The organism is Psychrobacter sp. CX5, from assembly GCF_057621535.2.
Genome location: NZ_CM177735.1, coordinates 2,981,933 through 3,007,930, shown reverse-complemented (window position 1 = coordinate 3,007,930; position 25,998 = coordinate 2,981,933). Strand labels below are relative to the sequence as shown.

Sequence of the window (25,998 nt, the reverse complement as noted above, 5' to 3'; positions counted from 1 at the left end):
AGCTATTTTTATATTAATTCAAACTAATATATACAATAAATGTATTAACTCCTAAGATAACAGGTAAGTTATCTTAAATTTTTAATTTGCTTTTGCAGGGACAAAACTAAAATGAAACAAATAAGTGTAAAACTCTATAATAATACTGAACAATTTGAACAAATTTTAATAACAACAAATGATAATAAACCCACTGTTATTAAAGCTATCAGAAATGCCAATTATGAGTTTTTTGATGAGTCTATCGGTGTTGCTCCTAACCATATTATTACCAAACGCAACAACAATGACTTACATGTTTCATTTGAAGTAGACGGTCAAGAATCAGATTTAATTATTGAAGACTTTTATGAAGATGAGAGTCAGGCGCTGGTTGGTATCGCCGAAGATGGTAATTATTACTACTATATTCCAGACACTGGTGAAGTCATTGATTATGTCACTCAGCTTGAAACGGGTGAGGTAGAAGGTCAAGCTTTGGGCGGCGAACCAATGGTAGCGCCACTATGGGTAACTTTAGTATCTGGTATGACACCCGGTCTGCCATGGTGGACTATCGGTCTTGGTGGTTTGTTGCTCGCAGGTGGCGCATTGGCATTAGACGATGATGACAGTAGTGACAGTGAGCCTAGACTGCCTATTGATGCTATCGATGATGGCAGTCTAGCTGAGCCAGTTTATACGGTAGCTGAAGATACTGTTCTTAATAATATTGATGTTTTATCTAATGATCTCAGTCCCAATGGCGAAACATTGGTTGTTAGTGATGCCAGTAGTCCAAATGGAACAGTGACTATTAATGAAGATGGCACTCTTAATTTTACGCCCAATCCTGATTTTTATGGACCAACAACCATTGTTTATACTATCAGTGATGGAGCAGGTGGTAGTGATACGGCGACTGTCTTTATAGACGTTACTCCAGTAAATGACCCACCAACCGCCAAAGATGATGCACTAACCACCGATGAGGACACCGCCGTTGCCGTCGTATTAGACGGTAGTGATATCGATGGCACCATTGCAAGCTACACCATCTTACAAGTACCGCCAGTGAATCAAGGCGTATTAACCTATGATGACGATGGCGATGCAGGCACCGCAGCCGTTGAAGTTACCGCCAATACGGTACTGACTCCAGAGCAAGCCGCAAGCTTGCAATTTGTCCCGGCGCCCAACTTTAATGGCCTGGTAAACCTGATTAAATACATCAGCACCGATGATGATGGTGCCATCTCACCGCCTGCCACTATTGAAATATCTGTAGTATCCGTTATAGATACGACTTATGCTGTGATAACGGGTGATAGCAATGTCGTTGAAGGTGGTGAAGCTGAGTATTCTGTTCAGCTACTTGATTATGAGGGTAATCCAGTTGTCGTAACTCAAGATACAGATCTCATTGTAAAATTTACTAATCAAACAACGGTTAATGGGGATACTGAGTATGTAGAGGGTCAAGAAATCGTTGTTACCATACCAAATGGCTCTTCAAGCTCGCCTCTTAATGTTCAAACCATTGATGATTATTTAGCGGAAGATAGTGAAGATTACACCTTAGAAATCATTGCTATTGGAAATAATGAATTTGAACAAGTAAGTACAAATGGGTTCACAGATAGTAAGGGTACTGAACATGTAGTAACAGTTACAACTACCATTACTGATGATGCCCCTGTAAGTTCTGAAGATATCGTATATGTGCGTTTATCTGGAAATGATAGTGTGGTTGAAGGTGATGCTAATAATGAGCTGAATCACACCATAGAAATTGTTGATTCTTTAGGTAATCCAGTTGCTCTATACACAGGACAACAGCTTACCGTTACTTTGGCATACAATCCAGATTTAACGTCTGCAGATGATTATTCAAGTGATAATACGACGTCCCCAAGCAAAATAACGACTGTGGTAATTAATGGAACTGATGAAGGATTGACACAATTTCCGATTACCAATACTGTGATTAATGACCTTTTAGAGGAGGGTATAGAAAGTTATACCTTATCTGTGATAGCAGTAAATGATGATAATAATAGTTTTGAATCAGTGCAGTTTAATTCTAATGATAGTGTGGTTGGTTTAATTAAAGATAATATTGATATTACCACCATCACCTTAACAGGCACTGAGTCTGTTACCGAGGGCGGTGACGCTGAATATACGGTTGAAATAGACAATGCTCCTGTCTTTGATGTAACCGTAGACATCACTTACACCTACACCAATGCGCAAACTGGTGACATTGAAACCAATACGCAAACAGTCACCATTAAAGCCGGTGAAACCTCTGCCACCTTTAAAGTCAATGCGGTAGATGATCTGCTTGCTGAGACCGATGAGAACTTCACCGTAACCATCTCTAACCCAGTAGGCGGTGGACTTGAATCCATTGTTGTCGATGAGACGCAAGATAGTGTTAACACAGTAATCGTTGATGGCACAGCAACCAATGATGACACCGTTTATGCTGTCATCACAGGCGATGCCACAGTTGATGAGGGCGACACAGCAGACTATAGCGTTCAGCTACTAGATAACGATGGTAATCCAGTCGTTGTCACCGAAGACACCCAAGTGACAGTGACCTTTAACAATGGCACCACTCAAGACACAGATACCGAATACAACGACACCAATACGATTATCGTCACCATCCCAGCAGGACAATCAAGTGCACCTATAAATGTTGAAACCGTAGATGATTACCTAGCCGATGATGGTGAGAACTATACGTTAACCATTACTGAGGTAGGGGCGAATGAATTTGAAGCCGTCAATACAGAGGGTTATACAGACAGTAATGGCGTAGAGCATAACAACAATGTGACTACCACCATCAACAGTAACACCGATACCGACAGCAGTAACGAGAACGGTTATGACAGCAATGATGTCATTACCGTTAAGCTTACGGGTAATGCCTCAGAGACAGAAGGCGATAACGTTACCTTAACGCATACCTTAGCGCTTGTTGATGCTAATGATAAACCAGTGAAGCTTTATGAGAATCAAAGCTTAGAGATTACTTTAAGCTACAGCTCAGATGCTACCAATGCCGATGACTTTACCGCTAACAGTAAGCAAACTACCGTTACCATCACAGGTAGCAAAGAGGGTGTATCTAGTGCTGATATTATCAACACCATCAAAGATGATTTACTAGGTGAGGGTAGTGAAGCCTATACCCTAACCATCACTGACGTTAACGATGTTAATAACAGCTTTGAGAAAGTCGACATTGACAATCAAGACAGCGTTACCGGTGAAATAGTTGATGAAGTAGAGGGCAGTAAAGACGTTGTCTATGCTCAAATCACTGTCGACCAAGACAGCATAGAAGAGGGTGGAGAGCTTACTTACACCGTCTCCTTAGTAGACAAAGACGGTAATTCTGTTGACGTACCAACAGGCACTGACATAGAAGTAGTGCTAAATTGGACGGGTACAGCAAGTACAGGACAAGACACCAGTGCACTACCAGATAGTATTATTTTATCTGGCACTAACAGCACCACCTTTAGCGTAGATGCAACAGATGACGTTCTAAAAGAGGGTGCAGAACCGCTTGTCGCCACTATTACTGACGTTATCGATGCAAGCAACCACTTTGAAGATGTTGCACCCCGCACCACGGATGACGCCAACGTTGCCACCAGTGAAATCGTTGATGGTACAGCAACCGCAGAAGACACCGTTTATGCTCGTATTGTCAGCAATGACAGTGCCGTAGAAGGTGATGATCTTACCCATAGCGTTGAACTAGTCGATAGCGAAGGCAATCCAGTAGTGGTTGCTGAGGGTGAAACCATCACGGTTACCCTAAGCTATAACAATGATGATGTAACGGCTAACCCAGACGGCAGCAGTGATTACACTGGACAAACCAGCGTGACCATTGAAGCGGGTCAATCAAGTGCAGTTATTACTAATAGCACTAATGATGATTACTTTAACGAAGCGGATGAGATTTATACCGTTAGCATTGATGAGGTTACTCAAGCTAATGGCACTTATGAAGCCGTTGCGGTCAGTACAAAGCCTGAAGAGAAAAGTGTTACTGGTACGATATTAAGCAATACAGATACCGATAATGAGCCTGAGAACGGCTATGACAGCAATGATGTCGTTTACGTTAAGCTTACTGGCGATGCCTCAGAGACAGAAGGCGATGACGTTGCCTTAACGCATACCTTAGAGCTTGTTGATGCTAATGGTAAACCAGTCATGCTTTATGAAGGTCAAAGCCTAGAAGTCACTGTAAGCTACAGCTCAGATGCTACCGATGCTGATGACTTTACCGCTAACAGTAAGCAAACTACCGTTACCATCACAGGTAGCAAAGAGGGTGTATCTAGTGCTGATATTATCAACACCATCAAAGATGATTTACTAGGTGAGGGTAGTGAAGCCTATACCCTAACCATCACTGACGTTAACGATGTTAATAACAGCTTTGAGAAAGTCGACATTGACAATCAAGACAGCGTTACCGGTGAAATTGTTGATGATACTGACATCACTACCATTACCCTAAGCGGTGATACCAGTGTTACTGAGGGCGATGAAGCTCAATATACGGTTGAAATAGACAATGCCCCTGTCACCGATGTGACCGTAGACATTACTTACACCTATACCAATGTCCAAACTGGTGATATCGAAACCAACACTGAAACAGTCACCATTAAAGCGGGTGAAACCACCGCTACCTTTACAGTAGATGCGGTAGATGATCTGCTTGCTGAAACCGATGAGAACTTTACAGTAACCATCTCCAATCCAGTAGGCGGTGGACTTGAATCCATTGTTGTTGACGAGACGCAAGACAGTGTCAACACAGCAATCATTGATGGTACAGCAACCGCAGAAGACACCGTTTATGCTCGTATTGTCAGCAATGACAGTGCCGTAGAAGGTGATGATCTTACCCATAGCGTTGAACTAGTCGATAGCGAAGGCAATCCAGTAGTGGTTGCCGAGGGAGAAACCATCACGGTTACCCTAAGCTATAACAATGACGATATAACGGCTAACCCAGACAACAGCAGTGATTACACTGGACAAACCAGCGTGACCATTGAAGCGGGTCAATCAAGTGCAGTTATTACTAATAGCACCAATGATGATTACTTTAACGAAGCGGATGAGATTTATACCGTTAGCATTGATAGCGTTACTCAAGCTAATGGCACTTATGAAGCAGTCGCAGTTAGTACGAAGCCTGAAGAACAAAGTGTTACTGGTACGATATTAAGCAACACCGATACCGATAATGAGCCTGAGAGTGGCTACAACAGTAATGATACTGTTTATGTACAGTTAACCGGTGATGCTAGTGTTGTTGAAGGTGATGAAGACAGTACATTAAGCCACACTATTAAGCTTGTGGACATTAATGGCAATGCCGTTAGTTTATATGAAGGTCAAAGCATAGAAGTTGATCTTGTTTATAGTAATGATGACACCGTGAATGCGGACTATGTGGGTGACCGTATTGCAGATACTATACTCATTACTGGCACAGCAGATGGCATAAGCGAGATAACCATTAGCCAAACTGCAATCGATGACATCCTTAAAGAGGGGGTAGAGAACTACACCCTGAATATAGAGGCAGTACGTGATACCAGTAGCGGTATTAAATTCGAGAATGTGGTTGTTGATACTGATAATGAAAGCGTAACGGGTGAGATTGTTGATGAAGCGTCAAATAACGCAGATGTCACGACCATTACCCTAAGCGGTGATACCAGTGTTACCGAGGGCGGTGAAGCTCAATATACGGTTGAAATAGACAATGCCCCTGTTACCGATGTGACCGTAGACATTACTTACACCTATACCAATTCTCAAACCGGTGATATCGAAACCAATACGCAAACAGTCACTATCAAAGCGGGTGAAACCACTGCCACCTTTACGGTAGATGCGGTAGATGATCTGCTTGCTGAAACCGATGAGAACTTTACAGTAACCATCTCCAATCCAGTAGGCGGTGGACTTGAATCCATTGTTGTTGATGAGACGCAAGACAGTGTCAACACAGCAATCGTTGATGGTACAGCAACCGCAGAAGACACCGTTTATGCAGTTATCACAGGCGATGCTACAGTTGATGAAGGTGCAACCGCAGACTACAGCGTTCAGCTACTAGATAACGAGGGTAATCCAGTCGTCGTTACCCAAGACACCGTTGTGACAGTGATCTTTACCAATGGCACCACTCAAGATGCTGACACCGAATACAACGACACCAATACGATCACTGTCACCATTCCAGCAGGACAATCAAGTGCCCCGCTTGATGTTGAAACGGTAGATGATTACCTTGCTGATGATGGCGAAAACTATACGTTAACCATTACTGAGGTAGACACCGATGAGTTTGAAGCCGTCAATACAGAGGGTTATACAGACAGTAATGACGTAGAGTATAACAACACCGTTACCACCACTATCAACAGCAACACCGATAGCGATAGTAGTAACGAGAACGGCTATAACAGCAATGATGTCGTTTACGTTAAGCTTACTGGTAATGCCTCAGAGATTGAAGGCGATGACGTTAGCTTAACGCATACCTTAGAGCTGGTGGATGCTAATGATAAACCAGTCATGTTTTATGAAGGTCAAAGCCTAGAAGTCACTGTAAGCTACAGCTCAGATGACACCGATGCCGATGACTTTACCGCTGACAGCAAGCAAACTACCGTTACCATCACAGGTAGCAAAGAGGGTGTATCTAGTACTGACATTATCAACACCATCAAAGATGATTTACTAGGTGAGGGTAGTGAAGCCTATATCCTAACCATCACTGACGTTAACGATGTTAATAATAGCTTTGAGAAAGTCGATATTGACAATCAAGACAGCGTTACCGGTGAAATAGTTGATGATACAGATGTCACTACCATTACCCTAAGCGGTGACACCAGTGTTACCGAGGGCAGTGAAGCTCAATATACGGTTGAAATAGACAATGCCTCTGTCACCGATGTGACCGTAGACATCACTTACACCTATACCAATTCTCAAACCGGTGATATCGAAACCAATACTGAAACGGTCACCATTAAAGCAGGTGAAACCACCGCCACCTTTACAGTAGATGCGGTAGATGATCTGCTTGCTGAGACCGATGAGAACTTCACTGTAACCATCTCCAATCCAGTAGGCGGCGGACTTGAATCCATTGTTGTCGATGAGACGCAAAATAGTGTCAATACAGCAATCGTTGATGGTACAGCAACCGTAGAAGACACCGTTTATGCGGTTATCACAGGTGATGCCACAGTGGATGAGGGCGACACTGCAGACTATAGTGTTCAGCTACTGGATAACGATGGTAATCCCGTTGTGGTCACCGAAGATACGCAAGTGACAGTGACCTTTACCAATGGTAGCACTCAAGATGCTGACACCGAATACACCAATGAACAAACTATCACTTTCACCATACCAGCAGGACAATCAAGTGCACCTCTTGATGTTGAAACGGTAGATGATTACCTTGCTGATGATGGTGAAAACTATACGTTAACCATCACTGACGTAGGGGCTAATGAGTTTGAAGCCGTGGACTTTAGTGGCTTTACTGACAACAACAACGTTGCTCATAGTAACAATGTTACCACCACTATCAACAGCAACACCGATACCGATAGTAGTAACGAGAACGGTTATGACAGCAATGATATCATTACCGTTAAGCTTACGGGTAATGCCTCAGAGACAGAAGGCAATAACGTTACCTTAACGCATATCTTAGAGCTTGTGGACGCTAATGATGATCCAGTGACGCTTTATGAGAATCAAAGCTTAGAGGTTACTTTAAGCTATAGCTCAGATGACACCGATGCCGATGACTTTAGCGCTAACAGTAAACAAACCACCGTAACCATCACAGGCACAGCAGAGGGCGTCTCTAGTGCTGATATTATCAACACCATCAAAGATGATTTACTAGGTGAGGGTAGTGAAGCCTATACCCTAACTATCACTGACGTTAACGATGTTAATAATAGCTTTGAGAAAGTCGACATTGACAATCAAGACAGCGTGACCGGTGAAATCGTTGATGAAGCTTTAGATAACACCGATGTCACCACCATTACCCTAAGCGGTGACACCAGTGTTACCGAGGGCGGTGACGCTCAATATACGGTTGAAATAGACAATGCTCCTGTTACCGATGTAACCGTAGACATTACATACACCTACACCAATGCGCAAACTGGTGACATAGAAACCAATACGCAAACCGTTACCATCAAAGCGGGTGACACCACTGCCACCTTTACGGTAGATGCAGTAGATGATCTGCTTGCTGAGACCGATGAGAACTTTACCGTAACCATCTCTAATCCAGTAGGCGGTGGACTTGAATCCATTGTTGTCGATGAGACGCAAAATAGTGTCAACACAGCAATCGTTGATGATGCAGCAACCAATGATGACACCGTTTATGCTGTTATCACAGGTGATGCCGCAGTTGATGAGGGCGACACTGCAGACTATAGCGTTCAGCTACTAGATAACGATGGCAATGCCGTTGTAGTCACCCAAGACACCCAAGTGACAGTGACCTTTGAAAATGGCACCACTCAAGACACAGATACCGAATACACCAATGGACAAACCATCACCGTCACCATTCCAACAGGACAATCAAGTGCACCTCTTGATGTTGAAACGGTAGACGATTACCTTGCGGATGATGGTGACGACTATACGTTAACCATTACTGAGGTAGGGGCGAATGAATTTGAAGCCGTCAATACAGAGGGTTATACAGACAGTAATGGCGTAGAGCATAACAACAATGTGACTACCACCATCAACAGTAACACCGATACCGATAGCAGTAACGAGAACGGCTATGATAGCAATGATATCGTTACCGTTAAGCTTACTGGTAATGCCTCAGAGACAGAAGGCGATAACGTTACCTTAACGCATACCTTAGCGCTTGTTGATGCTAATGATAAACCAGTGAAGCTTTATGAGAATCAAAGCTTAGAGGTTACTTTAAGCTATAGCTCAGATGCTACCGATGCCGATGACTTTACTGCTGATAGTAAACAAACCACCGTGACCATAACAGGCACAGCAGAGGGCGTATCTAGTACTGATATTATCAACACCATCAAAGATGATTTACTAGGTGAGGGTACTGAAGCCTATACCCTAACCGTCACTGACGTTAACGATGTGAATAATAGCTTTGAGAAAGTCGACATTGACAATCAAGACAGCGTGACCGGTGAAATAGTTGATGATACCGACGTCACCACCATTACCCTAAGCGGTGATACCAGTGTTACCGAGGGCAGTGACGCTCAATATACGGTTGAAATAGACAATGCCCCTGTTACTGACGTAACCGTAGACATCACTTACACCTATACCAATGCGCAAACGGGTGATATCGAAACCAATACTGAAACAGTCACCATCAAAGCGGGTGAAACGACAGCGACCTTTACGGTAGATGCGGTAGATGATCTGCTTGCTGAGACTGATGAGAACTTCACAGTAACCATCTCTAATCCATTAGGTGGTGGACTTGAATCCATTGTTGTCGATGAGACACAAAACAGTGTTAACACGGCTATCGTTGATGATGCAGTAGACACCAATGATACCGTTTACGCCCGTATTGTCACTAATAACAGTGCCGTAGAAGGAGAGGAACTCACCCATAGCGTTGAACTAATCGATAGCGACGGTAACCTTGTGACGGTTGCAAATGGCGAAGAGATTACCGTTACCCTAATCTATGACAACACCGATGTTGCTACTAACCCAGATGGCAGTAGTGATTACACTGGACAAACCAGCGTGACCATTGAAGCGGGTCAATCAAGTACCGTTATCACCAATAGCACCAATGATGATCACTTTAATGAAGTGGATGAGGTTTATACCGTCAGCATTGATAGTGTGACTCAAGCCAATGGCACCTATGAAGCCGTTGCGGTTAGTACAAAGCCTGAAGAACAAAGCGTCACTGGTACGATATTAAGCAACACCAATACCAATAATGAGCCTGAGAGTGGCTACAACAGCAACGATACGGTTTATGTACAACTTGATGGTAATGCCAGTGTTACTGAAGGGGATGCAAACTCAACCCTCACCCACACCCTTAAACTTGTGGATAGTAATGGCAATGCTGTTAATTTATATGACGGTCAAAGCATAGAAGTTGACCTTATATACAGTCGTGATGACACCGTGAATGCGGACTATGAAGGTAATCGAATTGCAGACACTATTATCATTACGGGTACAGCAGATGGCGTAAGCGAGATAACCCTTAGCCAAACTGCATTCGATGACATCCTTAAAGAGGGAGTAGAGAACTACACCCTAAATATAGAGGCAGTACGTGATACCAGCAGTGGTATTAAATTCGAGAATGTGGTTGTTGATACGGATAACGACAGCGTAACCGGTGAAATTATCGACAACACCGATGTCACCACCATTACCCTAAGCGGTGACACCAGTGTTACCGAGGGCGGTGACGCTCAATATACGGTTGAAATAGACAATGCTCCTGTTACCGATGTAACCGTAGACATTACATACACCTACACCAATGCGCAAACTGGTGACATAGAAACCAATACGCAAACCGTTACCATCAAAGCGGGTGACACCACTGCCACCTTTACGGTAGATGCAGTAGATGATCTGCTTGCTGAGACCGATGAGAACTTTACCGTAACCATCTCTAATCCAGTAGGCGGTGGACTTGAATCCATCGTGGTTAGTGACACGCAAAATAGTGTCAACACAGCAATCGTTGATGGTACAGCAACCAATGATGACACCGTTTATGCTGTCATCACAGGTGATGCCACAGTTGATGAGGGCGACACAGCAGATTATAGCGTTCAGCTACTAGATAACGATGGCAATCCAGTCGTTGTGACCGAAGACACCCAAGTGACAGTGACCTTTAACAATGGCACCACTCAAGATGCTGACACCGAATACACCAATGGACAAACCATCACCGTCACCATTCCAGCAGGACAATCAAGTGCTCCTCTAAATGTTGAAACAGTAGATGACTACCTAGCCGATGATGGTGAAAACTATACGTTAACCATTACTGAAGTAGGGGCGAATGAATTTGAAGCCGTCAATACAGAGGGTTATACAGACAGTAATGGCGTAGAGCATAACAACAATGTGACTACCACCATCAATAGTAACACCGATACCGACAGCAGTAACGAGAACGGTTATGACAGCAATGATATCGTTACCGTTAAGCTTACTGGTAATGCCTCAGAGACAGAAGGCAATGACGTTACCTTAACGCATACCTTAGCGCTTGTTGATGCTAATGATAAACCAGTAGATATCTCATCCGGACAAAGTATCGTCGTTAATTTGGCATATCTCCTTGATGACACTAATGCAAGTGACTTTACTGCTGACAGCAAACTTACAGAGGTAACTTTTGACGCAACGACAGGTAATACCATAACTTTAACCAATACTTTAGTCGATGATACCTTAATAGAAGGTAAAGAGAATTATCTGCTTGAAATCAACTCTATTGATGCTTCAAACAGTGGCTATGAGAAAGTTGAAATACATTCTAAAGACAGTGTCATTGGTGAGATTATTGATGATGTTAATACAAACCCAGATAGTAATTCTCTTAAAGAAGATGGTATTACTAAAGTCTCAGGTAATGTGTTAGACAATGATGAAATTGGGAATGGTACAACAGTTACCTTAACTAATTCGCCAACTAATGAAAGTGATTATGGGTCATTAACGCTTAATAGCAATGGCAGTTATAGCTATGAGCTTGATAACACCAGTACTGCTGTTCAGCAACTAGCCGAAGGTGAATCGGTAGATCAAGTCTATACCTACACATTAGCAGATGGCTCAACCACAGAAACCTTAACCATTACTATTGAAGGTAGTAATGATGCGCCTTCTTTAGATTTGTCAGGTAATGACGATACAACATCTGATTACACTACTAATTTTATTGAAGGTGGTGATGCTGTCGCAATCGCAGATACAAGTGAAATTGTTGATATAGATAACAACGATACGGTATCCAAAGTGGTTGTTGAGCTGACTAATCCAGAAGCTGGAGATAGCCTAACTTTAGGTACGTTACCTAGTGGTTTTAGCGTATCAGGCGATGGTACGTCACAAATTGTCATCACTGGCGATGCAAGCCAGCAAGCCTATCAAGACTTAATAAACTCGATAACATTTGACAATAACTCAACGACGCCAAGTGAAGTCGATAGAGTTATTAAAACGGTGATAACAGATAAAAACGGTCTTGATAGCAACACGACGACAACCACCATTAAAGTGGATGCCACACCGCAAGCGGTCAATGACACTACCCAAGTTGCTGAAGGTGGGGTAACGATCACCAGTGACTCTCAAAACCTTAACTTACTTACCAATGATGACTTAGGCACACCTAATACCACTATTACTGCCTTTAGTTATAAAGATATTAATGGCGAAGCCCAAGTTGGTGTGACAGGAACTGAAGTCACAACCCAATACGGTGAAATCATTATTAACAGTGATGGATCATGGGAATATACTTCTGATATAACTGAGGTGAATCTAGAAGGTGTGGTAGAAGAGATTACTTACACCATAACCGATAGCGATGGTGATACCTCAGACGCTTCGTTTGATATCACGGTAACGGATACTAATCCAACGGCGCTTCGTCCAGAAGTGACGGTCAGTGAAGATGATTTAGCTGATGGCACAGATTCAGTTAAAGAGGCATTAATTGCCAACCATAACCTTGATATTATCAAGGGTGCAGATGCCATTAGTAATACGCAATTAACTGACAGTGAGACCATTAGTGCTCTTAATGCGTTAAATCTTACTTCTGCTGGAGAAAGTCTCGAGTATGCTATTAGTAATGACGGACATACTATAACAGCGACTAAACAAACATCTGGTAATGCCGTATTTACTATTAATATCAATAATCCGACTGATAGCACGGGTGAAGATCAATCATTTACATTCGAGCTGTTAGATCAACTTGATCATGCGACAAATACCGATTCATTAACATTGCCCATTGATTATGTCCTTAAAGATACAGACAGCAGTACTACTCAGCAATTTAAAATCATTATTGTAGACGATGGTGTATTAGCGATAGACGATACAGTTGTCGAAGTTGTTGAAGATTCGTTTGACAACACAGATGCTAGTACGAATGAAGCCACAATCGTTTCTGGAGATGTGACGGATAATGATTTAGGTGCAGATAGCAATTTACAGATAAACAATTTTAGTTATCTTGATGAAAATGGTGATGAAGTTAATGATTCTACAGATTTCGGTACAGCCTTACTGACACCTACAGGCACTTTAACTGTTAACGAAGACGGCACATGGACCTTTAAAGCAGATAAAGCGATTGATAACCGTGACCCAGCGCCAAACCTGCAAGACGATGGTTCATTTAGTTATACATTAATTGATGCAGATGGTGATATTTCTAACAGTGCCACGCAAACGATAAGAGTCACCGATACAACGCCTGAAATTGTATCCGATGAAAGTGTTGTATTAGATGAAAATGAATTGTTTGGTGATTCAGGTGTGCGTAGTACTCATGAAGTATCTATAACCAATGCCTTTAATATTCAAGGTAATGCAGATGATATTGCTGATATCTATTTCACAATGGATGATGGGGAGCCAACTAATTTCTTCTTAAGTAATGGTAACCCACTATATTATCGCTACAAAGAGGATAGTTCGGGCAATATTGACTATAGTACTATTTATGCAACAACGACTCAGGCAGGACCTATTAATGATGGTGTAGATGCCCAAGGTGATTTTGATGAATCTGCTAGCAATGTCGCCTTTAAAGTAGAAATCGACCCAGCTACCCTAAGTTATGACGCAACGTTATATAAGACTATCCGACATTACAATAATGATGCCGACAATGATGGTGAGTTAGACAACATCATATTTAAATTAGATTATGCAGTTATCGATGCAGATGGTTCTATTGATGAAGACACATTTGATGTTGAGGTCAAAAACAGGACAGTTAACTTAGATTTAGATTTTGAGATAAATGAAGCCGATTATGGAGATAAAACCGAGGACGGTAGAGATGTCTTAGTTATCAATGTTGCTGAAAGCTTTGATAACGGTAAAGTAGAAATTTACAATCACGATGAGTCTGCAAGTTATGAGATGTCTACTGGAGAAACTATCTATATAGATATTAATGGTAATAAAGTAGGTGCTACAGATGAAACTGCCGTTGGTACTATCAAAAATAACGGTGATGGTACGCTCGAATTTAACCCCGAAGAAAACTATGCCACCTTTGCCAATACCAATAATGGGAATAAAGTCATCTTCAATGTAAGAGCCGTTGATGGCGGTACGCTAATCGATTTGGAAACTACCATTCAAGTTAATCCTATAGAAGATGCCCCAATTATTGTTATAGATGAAAATATAGTTAAGATTGTTGATGATAATTATACTGTCTATGTCGAAGAAGATACGTCAGCACCGTTAGGCTTTTTAGCACCGATAATTGGAGATTTAGGAGTCGAAGCAAGTACAGATTTATCGAATTATGATGCAGATTATGTGACGGGTACATCGATACCTAATGATGATACCAATGGCGGATCCGTTGATCGTAGCGAGCGCTTAAGTGCTATTACTTTAAGCGGTATTGATGACGGCGCTGAACTATTCTATATGGATGGCGTTAATAAAGTCATTGTTTATGCCGATACTGACACCAGTGGAGAGGTTAGTATAAAGCTAAACGATGGTGTTCACATCTCAGATTCTGCATCACAAATGAGCTATGATATAGAGATGACCACAGCTCAATTTGAATCCCTACAAATCACCCCGCCAGCAAATAGTGGTAACAATTTTGATATCACGATGAGCGTAACCGAATATGAGGTTGATGATTCTGGTAATCCTATTACCACAGACTTTGAGACTCATGGTATAGAAACCACAGCGACAATAACCGTTGATGTGCAAGCGGTTACAGATGAACCTTCTATAGCCCTAGTTGATAATGATACCAATGACAATATAACTCTGAGTGATAGCAATAGCGATGGTTATAATGACACCATTAATGCAATTATTGATGAAGATACCTCATTAAATCTTAAAGACATTATTGATGAGCAGTTTCCAGACAACGATGGTTCAGAGCAATATCAGTATCAGTTTGCAGGTTTGCCTGATGGTACAGAGATAGTTGTTGGTAATATTAGCCAAACAGTTGTCGATGGGGATGTCGTGACTTTCGATCTAACAACCGTTGAAGAAACAACAAACCCTATTATTTCTATCACACCACCAAAAGATTTTGCAGGTAGTATTAATGACGCTACCATCACACTCATAACTAAAGATAGAGAAATGAATGGTGAAGCTGATGTGACGGATGGGGCAGACGACACTCAAAACATAGTATCTGAAGAAACTTCTGTTGCTCTAAATATAACGGTCAATCCAACCATAGATGTGACTGTCGAAACACCAGATAGTGGTGAAGAAGATACTGCTATCAATTTATTTACCCAAACGAATGGTGATTCAGTATTTGAAGTCACTGATGAAGATTCAAGTGAGTCAATATCCAAAGTTGGTATTCTTCAATCTGAAATTGATACGCTAATTTCAAGTGGTGCAGTGATTGCTTTAGATGGTACTGCCATTACAACCAGTGAGTTAAATGTTAATGGTGAATACTACCTACTTGATACAGCTACTCTAGCTAATTACACCATCACGCCGCCTGCGCACAGTAGCACTGATATAGATTTAACCTATTATGTAGAAACTACCGATGGTTCTGTTGATAGTAATAATCCTATTGCAGATAGTAAAACATTCGATGTAACCATTGAAGTTACTCCAGTTGCAGAAAGTGTCGATAGTGACAGTGACAATGACGGCACCAATGATGTCGCAATTAATGATAATCATGACTATCAGACTAACGCATTTGAAGATGGTGATGATGATAAAGTCAGCAGTACAGAGCCTGTGTGGTTTGATTTATCTCAAGAAGGGAGCTTCACACTTGCTGAAAAATGGTCAAATGAAGATGATACTGCAAGTTTTGGAGCAGAAGATCATACAGACGGTACGACTGACTCTGAAGAAACGTTTGCTCGCTTAACGATACAAACCAAAGATGAAAGCGGTAACTTCGTTAATACGGCGAGTGCTCAAATTCGTTATGAGATAGACGGTCAAGTTATTATTGAAACGATAGGCATCGATGGTATAGATGTCCCTGCTGAAGCACTTGAGACTCTGCAATTTATTCCGCCAGAAAACTACGCTGGTGAATTACAGATTATCGTTAAGGCAGTAACCATAGACTATGATGAAGATACCGATGCAAAAAGTGCTGAAGTCGAATCTGGAGAATCTATACTAACCTTAACCGTTGAGTCAGTGCCTGATGATGTTCTGTTAAGTGTTCAACCAGCTCGCGGGGATGAGGATGCAGGACGCTCTGATGGTAATCCAAATGGTGAGTCGCCATATATACCAGACTCTACTATAGATGCGCCTGAAAATGGTATCAAGCTAAAAATCAAAGCCCAGTCAGAAGATGAAGATGGTTCAGAAACCTTTAACATTAATATTGCCGATTTGCCAGATGGTGCCGCTTTATACGTCTATGATCCATTAAGCGGTGCATATGTACTAATCGACAAAAACTCATCGGGGATTGCTGAAAGCATTGAAGTTACTGATTCAAGTGATGGTAATTGGTCTGTTAAGTTAGTAGATTATGACAATGCCAATACGCCGTATTTCATTCCTCCATTAAATGATGATACAGACTATACCTTATCAGTAAGCGGTGAGTCTGTTGAAGATGGGGTCGCTAACTCTACGGGTGAGGCTTTAAATCTATTTGTTAAGGTAAAAGAAGTCCCAGACAAAATTCTTAACGACGAGTTGAATCAGATCACTCAAAGTGATGATTCAACGATAGACAATCCTGCCCCTGGCACCCATGCAATTGTCACAGAAGAAGCAAGTGTAGATAGCAATAACAATAATATTGAGTTTAAGTCTATATTTGCGACTTATAATGATGCGGATACGTCAAATGATATTGTATCTTACGACAGTGATGGTTCGGAGGTAGTGACCTATGTCATAACTGGACTTGATGATCGCTTCACGATGTCTGGCAGTGATGTTACTTTCCTAGGGGGTTCAGAAGCGGGACGCAAATGGGTAGTGACGAAGGATGCTATCGAAACGGGTGAGGTTAATATCCAAACTGAAGATAACTTTGCTGGCGTCATAGACTTTGTTATCAAAGGTATTAGTACAGAAGAAGCAGGCGGAAGTGAAACCGCGCAGAATGATCGAGCAGTTAGCATATTTGTAAAACCTGATGCTTCTGACAATGACGTTGGTAATACAACCGTTGATCAAAATGAAAATGCACCAGTAGTTTTGGATTTTGAATCTGCATTCGATAAAACAGATACACCAGAAGATGCAAGAGATGGTGTTGAAACGCTTGAAAGTGTCTCCGTGAATCTTGCACAACTTGACGCTAGGGGTGTTCAGCTCACGGTAGGTGGTACCGTTATAGACAGTAGTCAGGCTGATACTACTACTGGGTTTTATGTTATAAATAGGGATAGCAATGGTGAATTACCTGAGGTTACAATTGAAGCTTTAATAGATGATTCTGAATCTGGTTATGTCAATCATCAATCTGGTAGTGGCGTATATCAATTTGATATTCAATATAAAGTCACTGATTCTGTATACAGTACAGAACGAGTTTCCGACGCTAGCTTAATTTATCAAGAAGACACTATTAAAGATGCTGTTTATACGGTTAATGTCATTCCAAAAACCGATACGCCATTTTTATTAAATGCTGATGAAATCGATGATCCTGCAACCATTGATAATACCAATACAGACGTTAACGATAATGCAGTAGTCAAAACAGTCACGCTAACGTCTCCAGATGTTGATGGATCTGAAGTATTGACGCGCATAGAGGTTAAAGGGGTTCCCGATGGTCTTTTAGTAGAGGTGAATGCAGAGGGCGCTAGTGGCAACTATGTAGAAGCTATTAAAGCGGGTGATACATGGTATGTAGATTTTGCTAATGAAACCATCGATAGCACGGACAGTGCGAGCGTTGACATCAAGTTCAGCATAAAACCAGGCTATGATGTAAACAGTAGTGAAGACTTACCGATTACTGTGAGAGCTTTCAATCAAGACGCCCCAGATTCAGAAAGATCTGCTCAAGTAACTTTCCCATTAACGATAATCACCAATACGACAGGTGGTGATAATGAGGATCCTGACTTAATAGCAGACTTAACTGTGACACCTATCACGCTGATAGAAGATGGAGAAGGTCAGCCATTAAGCGATTATGTGACAGGTACACTTAATGATATTGCTTATAATAATCAAGATTCTGTGCCGTTCTCCTTCACTATAACCAACCTTCCTGAGGATGTGTTGCTCGAATATACTGACGGTACTGTGTCTGGAGCATCGGTAACCAAACAAGGTGATACTTGGTTAATAAGTGGTAATGCAACTCAAGATTCTGATATTGCGGATCTGTTAAGTCAAATCACATTGGTTCCGACAGGAGATTTTAGTACAAATATCACCGATTCAGCTAATCCTGACAATGAAGCGGTTACGTTAGATATTTCGTTTACGGCAACAGACAGTGAAGGTGACTCTAAAACAGTTACCGCTGCTGATGCAGACTTCCCAATAGGTAATCCGGGATCAAATGATAGTACGTTAATTGTGCTACCAATAACTGATTATATGGACTTCAACGAAGCTAATCCTAGTGATCCAGCAAATGATGACAACATAGTCATTGATGAAGATACCCCTATTGAGCTAACCCTAGATCTAACTAATACTGCTGATTCAGGTAGCGTTACTGTGATTAATGGCAAGGTTTACTTAAAAATTGCTGATGATGCAACAGTCAATGGCGTATTAACAGATACAAACGGTAATCCACTAAACGTCGTTAGCAATCCACCAAATACTGATTTAGTAGGCGATTACTATGAAGTGGAGGTTGACCCTAATAATCCTTCGTCCGCTAACTTTAAATTTCAGCCCGCTACAAATGAAGACGGTAATGTAGTTGTCGAAGCTTATGTCGTGCATCAGGAAATTTCAGATATTGCAAATCACGATACCACCATCAAAGTCTCGCGTAAGGATTTCGAAATAACTGTTGAACCAAGTCCAGATACATTAGTTTTAGAATTATCAAACGATTCAGAATTGGCTGTTGATGAAGATAATGAGGTGAGTATTGTCTACGATACAGTTCAAACCGATGAAGATGATCACCCTGCTACTTTTATTATCGAAAATGTAAATGATGATTTTAACGTCGTCTATATTTTGGATGACGGAACAGTTGAGTCAGCTACTAAGACAGGTTTAGGCTCATGGAGTGTACCGAGTACTGCAGATAACCCAACACCAGTCATTAAAATTATCGCGCCTAATAACTATAGTGGTCAAGAAACTATAGATATTTCAGTGCTTAGCGACGGTGGATTACAAGGTGAGACTACTTCTGTAGACATAGAGTTTAAGCCAGTTGCCGATGCTATTGAGTTTGACCAACAAAAGACAGCTGGTACTGCTTACGAATGGGTCGAACTGAATACCAATACACGACTTATTGATGATGACGGTAGTGAAACGTTAACACTAACCTTATCACCCGAGGCAGGGCAGATGTTTAATGACACTATGTTGTTTAGAATTGGCGATTCAGGAGAGGTTATTGGGCTTAATAATGGTGAGACAGCTAATAATGTGACTGTTAATTTTGATCAATCGGCTAATGATGGAGCAGGTGCTTATACCATATCTGGCATAGGCGTTGATGATGTAAATAGCTTGCAAATAATGTATCAGAATTATAATGGTGACATTAATTATACGGCTCAAACTATAGATCCTAGTAATCCAGATTTAGGACCGGAATCAACAGGAGTTGCAACCCTAAAACTTAATAAATCAGTTGATATCACTACTGGCGATGAAAATAATACCATTAATACGACTGATAGTAGCACTATTGTTAGTGCTGGAGCTGGTGATGACGTTGTAAATGGTGGTGCAGGTGACGATACCATTGATGGCGGTGCTGGGGCTGATACCATAAATGGTGGCGCCGGTGATGATATAATCACTTATGACTCGTCTGACATTAGTATTAACGGCGGTGATGGAGAAGATACATTGCTTATACCATCTACTACTTCTGGTGTTATTGATTTCACTACCCTAAGTGATGTATCAGATATTGAATCCATAGATTTAACTGAGTCTACCGTTGAGCTTTCAAATATATCTGTGCAGGATGTTATCAATATAACCAATAATGATAACGTATTTAAAATTGAGGGAAATGCTGATGACAGTGTTTCATTAGTAGACGGAGAATGGGAATCACCAAGTAGCTCAGGCGGTTACTTTGTTTACAAAGCGGTTAATAGCGATGTCACCTTACTAATCAATGACGATATATTATAAGTCCTAAAATAATTTTCTTTAATAAAACAGCCCGCTATGAAATATAGCGGGCTGTTTGTTTGAGTAGATCAGTGTCGAATATGCTTTTTTAATTGTTGCATCTTAGAAAAAGTAATTTAACTTACTAGAGACTAGTCAGCGCCGAGCTGTTCTAAAATATCATCTGGAAAATCAACATTGGTATATACGTCTTGTACGTCATCTAAGTCTTCTAACATGTCGATCATCTTCATGACCTTTTCAGCATCGTCGATATTGTCAATGACTGCTGTTGTAGAGGGAGACATGGTCACTTCGGCATTGCTAGATTCGTAACCGGCGTCATTTAGCGCATCTTTAACCGCACCAAAACTATCAGGCTCAGTGATTACCATTAAGGTCTCACCGTCATTTTCAATGTCTAATGCGCCTGCCTCTAATGCCACAAGCAAGATTTCATCTTCAAGTGACACATCTTCAAAGGTAATTTCGCCACGTTTGCTAAAAAGATAGGACACCGATCCAGCTGTGCCTAGATTACCATCATATTTAGTAAACGCATGACGCACTTCACTTACGGTACGATTGACATTATCCGTCATGGTCTCAACCAAAACGGCAACGCCGCCAACGCCGTAACCTTCGTAAGTCAGCTCATCCATCTCGCCGCCTTCACTATTACCAGCGCCGCGTTCAATGGCACGCTTAATGGTGTCTTTGGTCATATTAGCGGACAGTGCTTTTTCAACGGCGGCGCGCAGGCGAGGGTTACTCTCTGGGTCTGGGTCACCCTGTTTGGTAGCTGAGACAAGCTCACGAATTATTTTGGTAAAGATTTTGCCACGTTTGGCATCTTCTTTGGCCTTCTTGTGCTTAATATTTGCCCATTTAGAATGACCCGCCATAATCTGTTTATCCTTATTAAAAGTGTGATGTCAAATTGTGAAGTAAATATGTTAAGTGAATAGTTCATTAGCTATAATCGGTCGCTAATACTAAAGAATAAAACCTATAAAATTAAGAGTTTGTTAATAGACAGCGACGACCGTAAGAGATGTTTTTAATACGTTGAAGGTATAATTATATCAGAAATATTAGATTTGCAAGACTGCTATCAGAGGATGAAAATAAAGGTTTGGCATTCAAGATAACGTCATAAATAATGCAATTAAAGACACAACTAGGAGGTTGAACAAATCATTAAATGAGCATGACTGCCAACAAAGTTGATGCAATAGGTAACATTGCTGAATTAATCACGTATAATGACAAGGTATTATAGACCAGTTACCCGTATATATGAAAAAACTCACCTTAAATAAGCTCAATACTTTACGAAATCGCATTCATATTGTGATTGAAGGGACGGATACCCCTTTAGGTAAATTTTTTGACATTGTCTTACTGATCGCAATCGCTGCCAGTGTCGGCGTGGTCATGTTAGACAGTGTGCTTTATTTGCGTTTGCAATATGGTTTGATATTTTTCTATGCAGAATGGTTCTTTACCATTTTGTTCACTATTGAGTATCTATTACGGTTATTCTCCGCGCCCAATCGCTTTCGTTATATTTTTAGTTTCTTTGGGGTTGTGGATCTATTATCGGTATTACCCAGTTACTTAAGTCTTATTTTCGGCGGTGTGCAGTATCTAATTGTTGTTCGTATTCTACGAATATTACGTGTCTTTAGGGTACTAAAGCTCAAAGCCTATATGCAGCAGGCGGGTTTTTTAGCCTCTGCACTTAAAACCAGCCAGCAAAAAATTACCGTATTCTTCTTATCGGTATTACTATTAGTCACGATATTTGGCTCAGTGGTCTATGTGGTGGAAGGCCCTGAAAATGGGTTTACCAGTATCCCCGTGTCTATATATTGGGCAATTGTCACCTTGACGACTGTCGGATATGGGGATATGTCGCCTAAGACGCCCTTAGGTCAGGCCATTGCAAGCATGGTAATGATTACCGGTTATTCAATCATTGCGGTACCTACAGGTATTTTCACCTCAGAGCTTTCAAAGAGTATGCGACCGCAGTTGCATCCGATAACTTGTCCAAATTGTGGTAAGTTTGGTCATGCAGCTGCTGCTCAGTTTTGTGATCGTTGTGGTCATGATCTTCATATCTAGTTTCGTTAATTCTAGTTTCGTTATTTATAGTTGAATCCATCAGATGTACTGTCTAATAGTAAGACTTACTTTAATAGTTAGACCTAGAATGGTTAGACCTAATAGCTTACTTTATGATATTCAAAAAATGCCAACCATGCTCTAATAAATGTCGCATTAACCCTTTTAAAATGTTTAGGCAGTCATATACTAAGCCTATACCTATAAACTTACAAAACCATTCACAAACTAAACCCTTAAAGTTAAAAACCATAGAACTTATAAACTAGATGCTTATAAACTAGATGCTTATAAACTTCAAACCTAGAATAAGAAGAACCCGAAAATATGCCAAATTTATTAAAAAGATCGTTAAATGTTGCCAATCGTGTTCGTCACACTGCTAGCGTAGCAGGCCTTTCAGCGTTAAGAGTGGCAAAAGGGGAGCGTCCCGATGCTGTCATGCTAAGAGAAACCTTTGAACAGTTAGGCACTACCTATATTAAGATTGGTCAGTTTATCGCCAGTACGCCCTCGTTATTTCCTCGTGACTATGTGATTGCCTTTCAAGGCTGCTTGGATCAGACCACACCTCTGCCGTTTAAGTATATTGAGCAGGTCTTAACAGAAGAACTGCTTGAGGGCTCAGAGACGCTAGAAGATAAATTCGCCAGTATTGATAAAAAACCCTTAGCTTCTGCCAGTATTGCACAAGTTCACGCCGCCACATTGCATGATGGCCGTGAGGTTGTGTTAAAGGTTCAAAAGCCTGATGTTGATGTCATCATGCAGACTGATCTTGGTGTGCTGCATGCCGTGACTAAGCTTGTTGAGAGGCTGATGCCACAGATGCGTTTTGCTAATATTTCACCAATTATAGATGAGATTCGCATCCGTATGATTGCTGAGACCGATTTCATTGCAGAAGCTAAAAATATTGATGACTTTCAACAGTTTTTGCAAATGACCGGCAATAAGCAAGTTGTGGCCCCCGAAGTGGTGGAAGAGCTAACGACAAAACGGGTACTAACTATGAGCCGGCTACATGGGATGTCAATGGTGGATGAGGTGGCCATGCGTCAATACTGTAATGATCCTGCACAGGTCATGGCAGATACCCTTAATACTTGGTTTGCAAGCCTCATGTTTTGTAATAGCTTCCACGCCGATCTACATGCGGGCAACTTGATGCTGCTGACAGATGGGCGCATTGGTTTTATTGACTTTGGAATTGTCGGTAAGTTAAAACCGGAGAGTTGGCAGGCTTGTATGGGTATGATGCAGGCGCTCAATGAAAATGACTATGTCACCATGGCGCAATGTATGATAGACATGGGCATGACTCATGAGCGTGAGCATGTTGACCAAGCCCAGTTGGCGGGCGATCTTGCTAAGATGATCACCCGTATTATGGCTGAAGATAAAACCTACACCAGTGGTAAAGCTTTTAATAGCAAAGAGCAGGCGGACGAGCTCAATAAAATGATGCTAGAGATCGTCGAGGTGGGTAAGCGTCACGGTATTCATTTTCCTAGAGATTTTGCCTTATTGACTAAGCAGATGCTATATTTTGATCGCTTTATGCGTACGCTAGCCCCTGATATGGATATGTTTAATGATGCAAGGGTTAATTTATTAGGGCGTCAGGCTTAACCTAATCGCATAAATTAAGCGCATAGCTTAATCGTATAAACTATAAGCTGTAAATTAGGGTTTTAGAACTAAAAAGTGTCCCATAAGAAGTTAATATGATAACCAAATTACCTCGGTGGATTTTAGTAGGTGGGGCGGTACTTGCGTTTAGTGCAGGCTGCGTCAATATCATTGCCTTAAGTGGCTTTACACAGCTATCGGTATCACATGTCACAGGTAACGTCAGCTTATTCTCAGCAGCCATTGCAGCAATGGATTGGTCGTCTCTTTTATTTATTGGCGCATCCTTGTTGTCCTTTTTATCAGGTGCTATTTTAAGTGGTTATCTGGTAGGTCAGCATTCTTTAAAGCTTGGGCGTCAATATGGACTGGCTTTATTTGCTGAAGCGGGACTGTTGATCTGTAGCTTTATACTATTTTTTCATCATGATTACTTTGGTCAATTGCTTGCCGCTATGGCGTGTGGGTTACAAAACGCGATGGTCGCAACCTATAGTGGCGCTGTCATTCGAACGACACACTTAACGGGATTGACGTCCGATATGGGTGCTGCTATCGGCAACTGGTTAGCGGGGCGTCGGATTAGTAAGATGACCTTGGGGTTTCAAGCGATTATATGGTACAGCTTCTGTGGCGGCGGTGTGGTAGGGGCTTTTGGATTTTTCAAAATAGGCTATGCCGCTATGCTTATTCCTATTCTGATTGTTTTTTCGGCAGCGGTGTTTTATCAGATAGCCTCAAGTCAATTGCCAGAAAAAAGAGATGCTTAAGTACCCCTATGGCTTGAGTCTATAATCTATAAGGCGCCAATGGTTGCTCATCCAGATAGTTATCGATTTCAAAACTATACCTTTTCTATAAAATAACCCATCAATGATCAATATTTGTAGCGAGTGGTAAAGCGAGCGTAACCCACGGATTTTTAGATCACTCCTATCATTCAGGTTTAGCTATACTTATTGACTCAGTTATTTACTCAGTTATTTAATAGCTTATTTAATAGCTTATTTAATAGCTTATTTAATAGCTTATTTAATAGCTTATTTAATAGCTTATTTAATAGCTTATTTAATAATGCCGCGGTTAAATACTTCGCGTAGCTCAAAGCTGGTATGCACTTGGCTAACGCCTTCAATGCGATTTAGGCGGTGTAATAAAAACTCTTCATAATGGGCCATATTTCTCACGACGACTTTCAGTAAGTAATCTTCACTGCGACCTGTTACGATACTACAGCTGACGACTTCTTCAAAGCTTTGAATTTTATTTTCAAACTCAGCGAAGCGATCGGCAGTATGCTTATCCATACCGACTGCTATATATATAGCTAAGCTATAGCCAAGCTTCTGTGGGTCAACCGATGCGTGATAACCGGTAATAATACCTGCTTCCTCTAAGCGCTTAACGCGTCTTGCGCAAGGTGTGGCAGATAAGTGAACGGCCTCCGCAATATCAGTAATACTCATACGAGCGTCCTGCTGTAGTAAGGTCATGATTTGATGATCTATTTTGTCTAGCTGCTGATTTTCTTTATCAAAGTGGTTATTAATAGACATTTATTAGTTATCCCGTTCAATAAATAGAGATTATCACTAATTTTAATCTAAAATATAT

6 protein-coding genes are annotated in these 25,998 nt (G+C 41.3%); 4 read left to right on the top strand and 2 right to left on the bottom strand.

The window, feature by feature from the left end; all coding sequences use genetic code 11:
- The first annotated feature begins 111 nt into the window (after positions 1-111).
- Entirely contained in the window at positions 112-20,643 is a 20,532-nt protein-coding gene (locus AC21OG_RS11515; protein WP_487376815.1) for an immunoglobulin-like domain-containing protein, read from the top strand.
- A gap of 131 nt (positions 20,644-20,774) precedes the next feature.
- On the opposite strand, the gene AC21OG_RS11510 is transcribed toward AC21OG_RS11515, so the two are convergent.
- Positions 20,775-21,527 carry a YebC/PmpR family DNA-binding transcriptional regulator gene (locus tag AC21OG_RS11510; RefSeq protein ID WP_487376813.1) on the bottom strand — a complete coding sequence of 251 codons (753 nt, stop codon included), beginning with the start codon at positions 21,525-21,527 and terminating at the stop codon, positions 20,775-20,777.
- 394 nt (positions 21,528-21,921) lie between these two features.
- Here AC21OG_RS11510 and AC21OG_RS11505 point away from each other — a divergent pair, with 394 nt between their 5' ends.
- The 3 genes from AC21OG_RS11505 to AC21OG_RS11495 all read left to right on the top strand — a co-directional run bounded on the left by AC21OG_RS11505 (position 21,922) and on the right by AC21OG_RS11495 (position 25,154).
- Positions 21,922-22,752 carry an ion transporter gene (locus AC21OG_RS11505; RefSeq protein ID WP_486547908.1) on the top strand — a complete coding sequence of 277 codons (831 nt, stop codon included), beginning with the start codon at positions 21,922-21,924 and terminating at the stop codon, positions 22,750-22,752.
- A gap of 327 nt (positions 22,753-23,079) precedes the next feature.
- Positions 23,080-24,384, top strand: coding sequence for an ABC1 kinase family protein (locus AC21OG_RS11500; RefSeq protein ID WP_487376812.1), 1,305 nt, complete (start codon positions 23,080-23,082; stop codon positions 24,382-24,384).
- 95 nt (positions 24,385-24,479) lie between these two features.
- A complete protein-coding gene (locus AC21OG_RS11495; protein WP_487376810.1) occupies positions 24,480-25,154 on the top strand; it encodes a YoaK family protein in 675 nt (224 codons plus the stop codon).
- Between the two features lie 294 nt (positions 25,155-25,448).
- Here AC21OG_RS11495 and AC21OG_RS11490 read toward each other — a convergent pair whose 3' ends face one another.
- Positions 25,449-25,877 (bottom strand): Lrp/AsnC family transcriptional regulator, encoded by a 429-nt coding sequence (locus AC21OG_RS11490; RefSeq protein ID WP_491185089.1) that lies wholly within the window; start codon positions 25,875-25,877, stop codon positions 25,449-25,451.
- Positions 25,878-25,998: the final 121 nt, after the last annotated feature.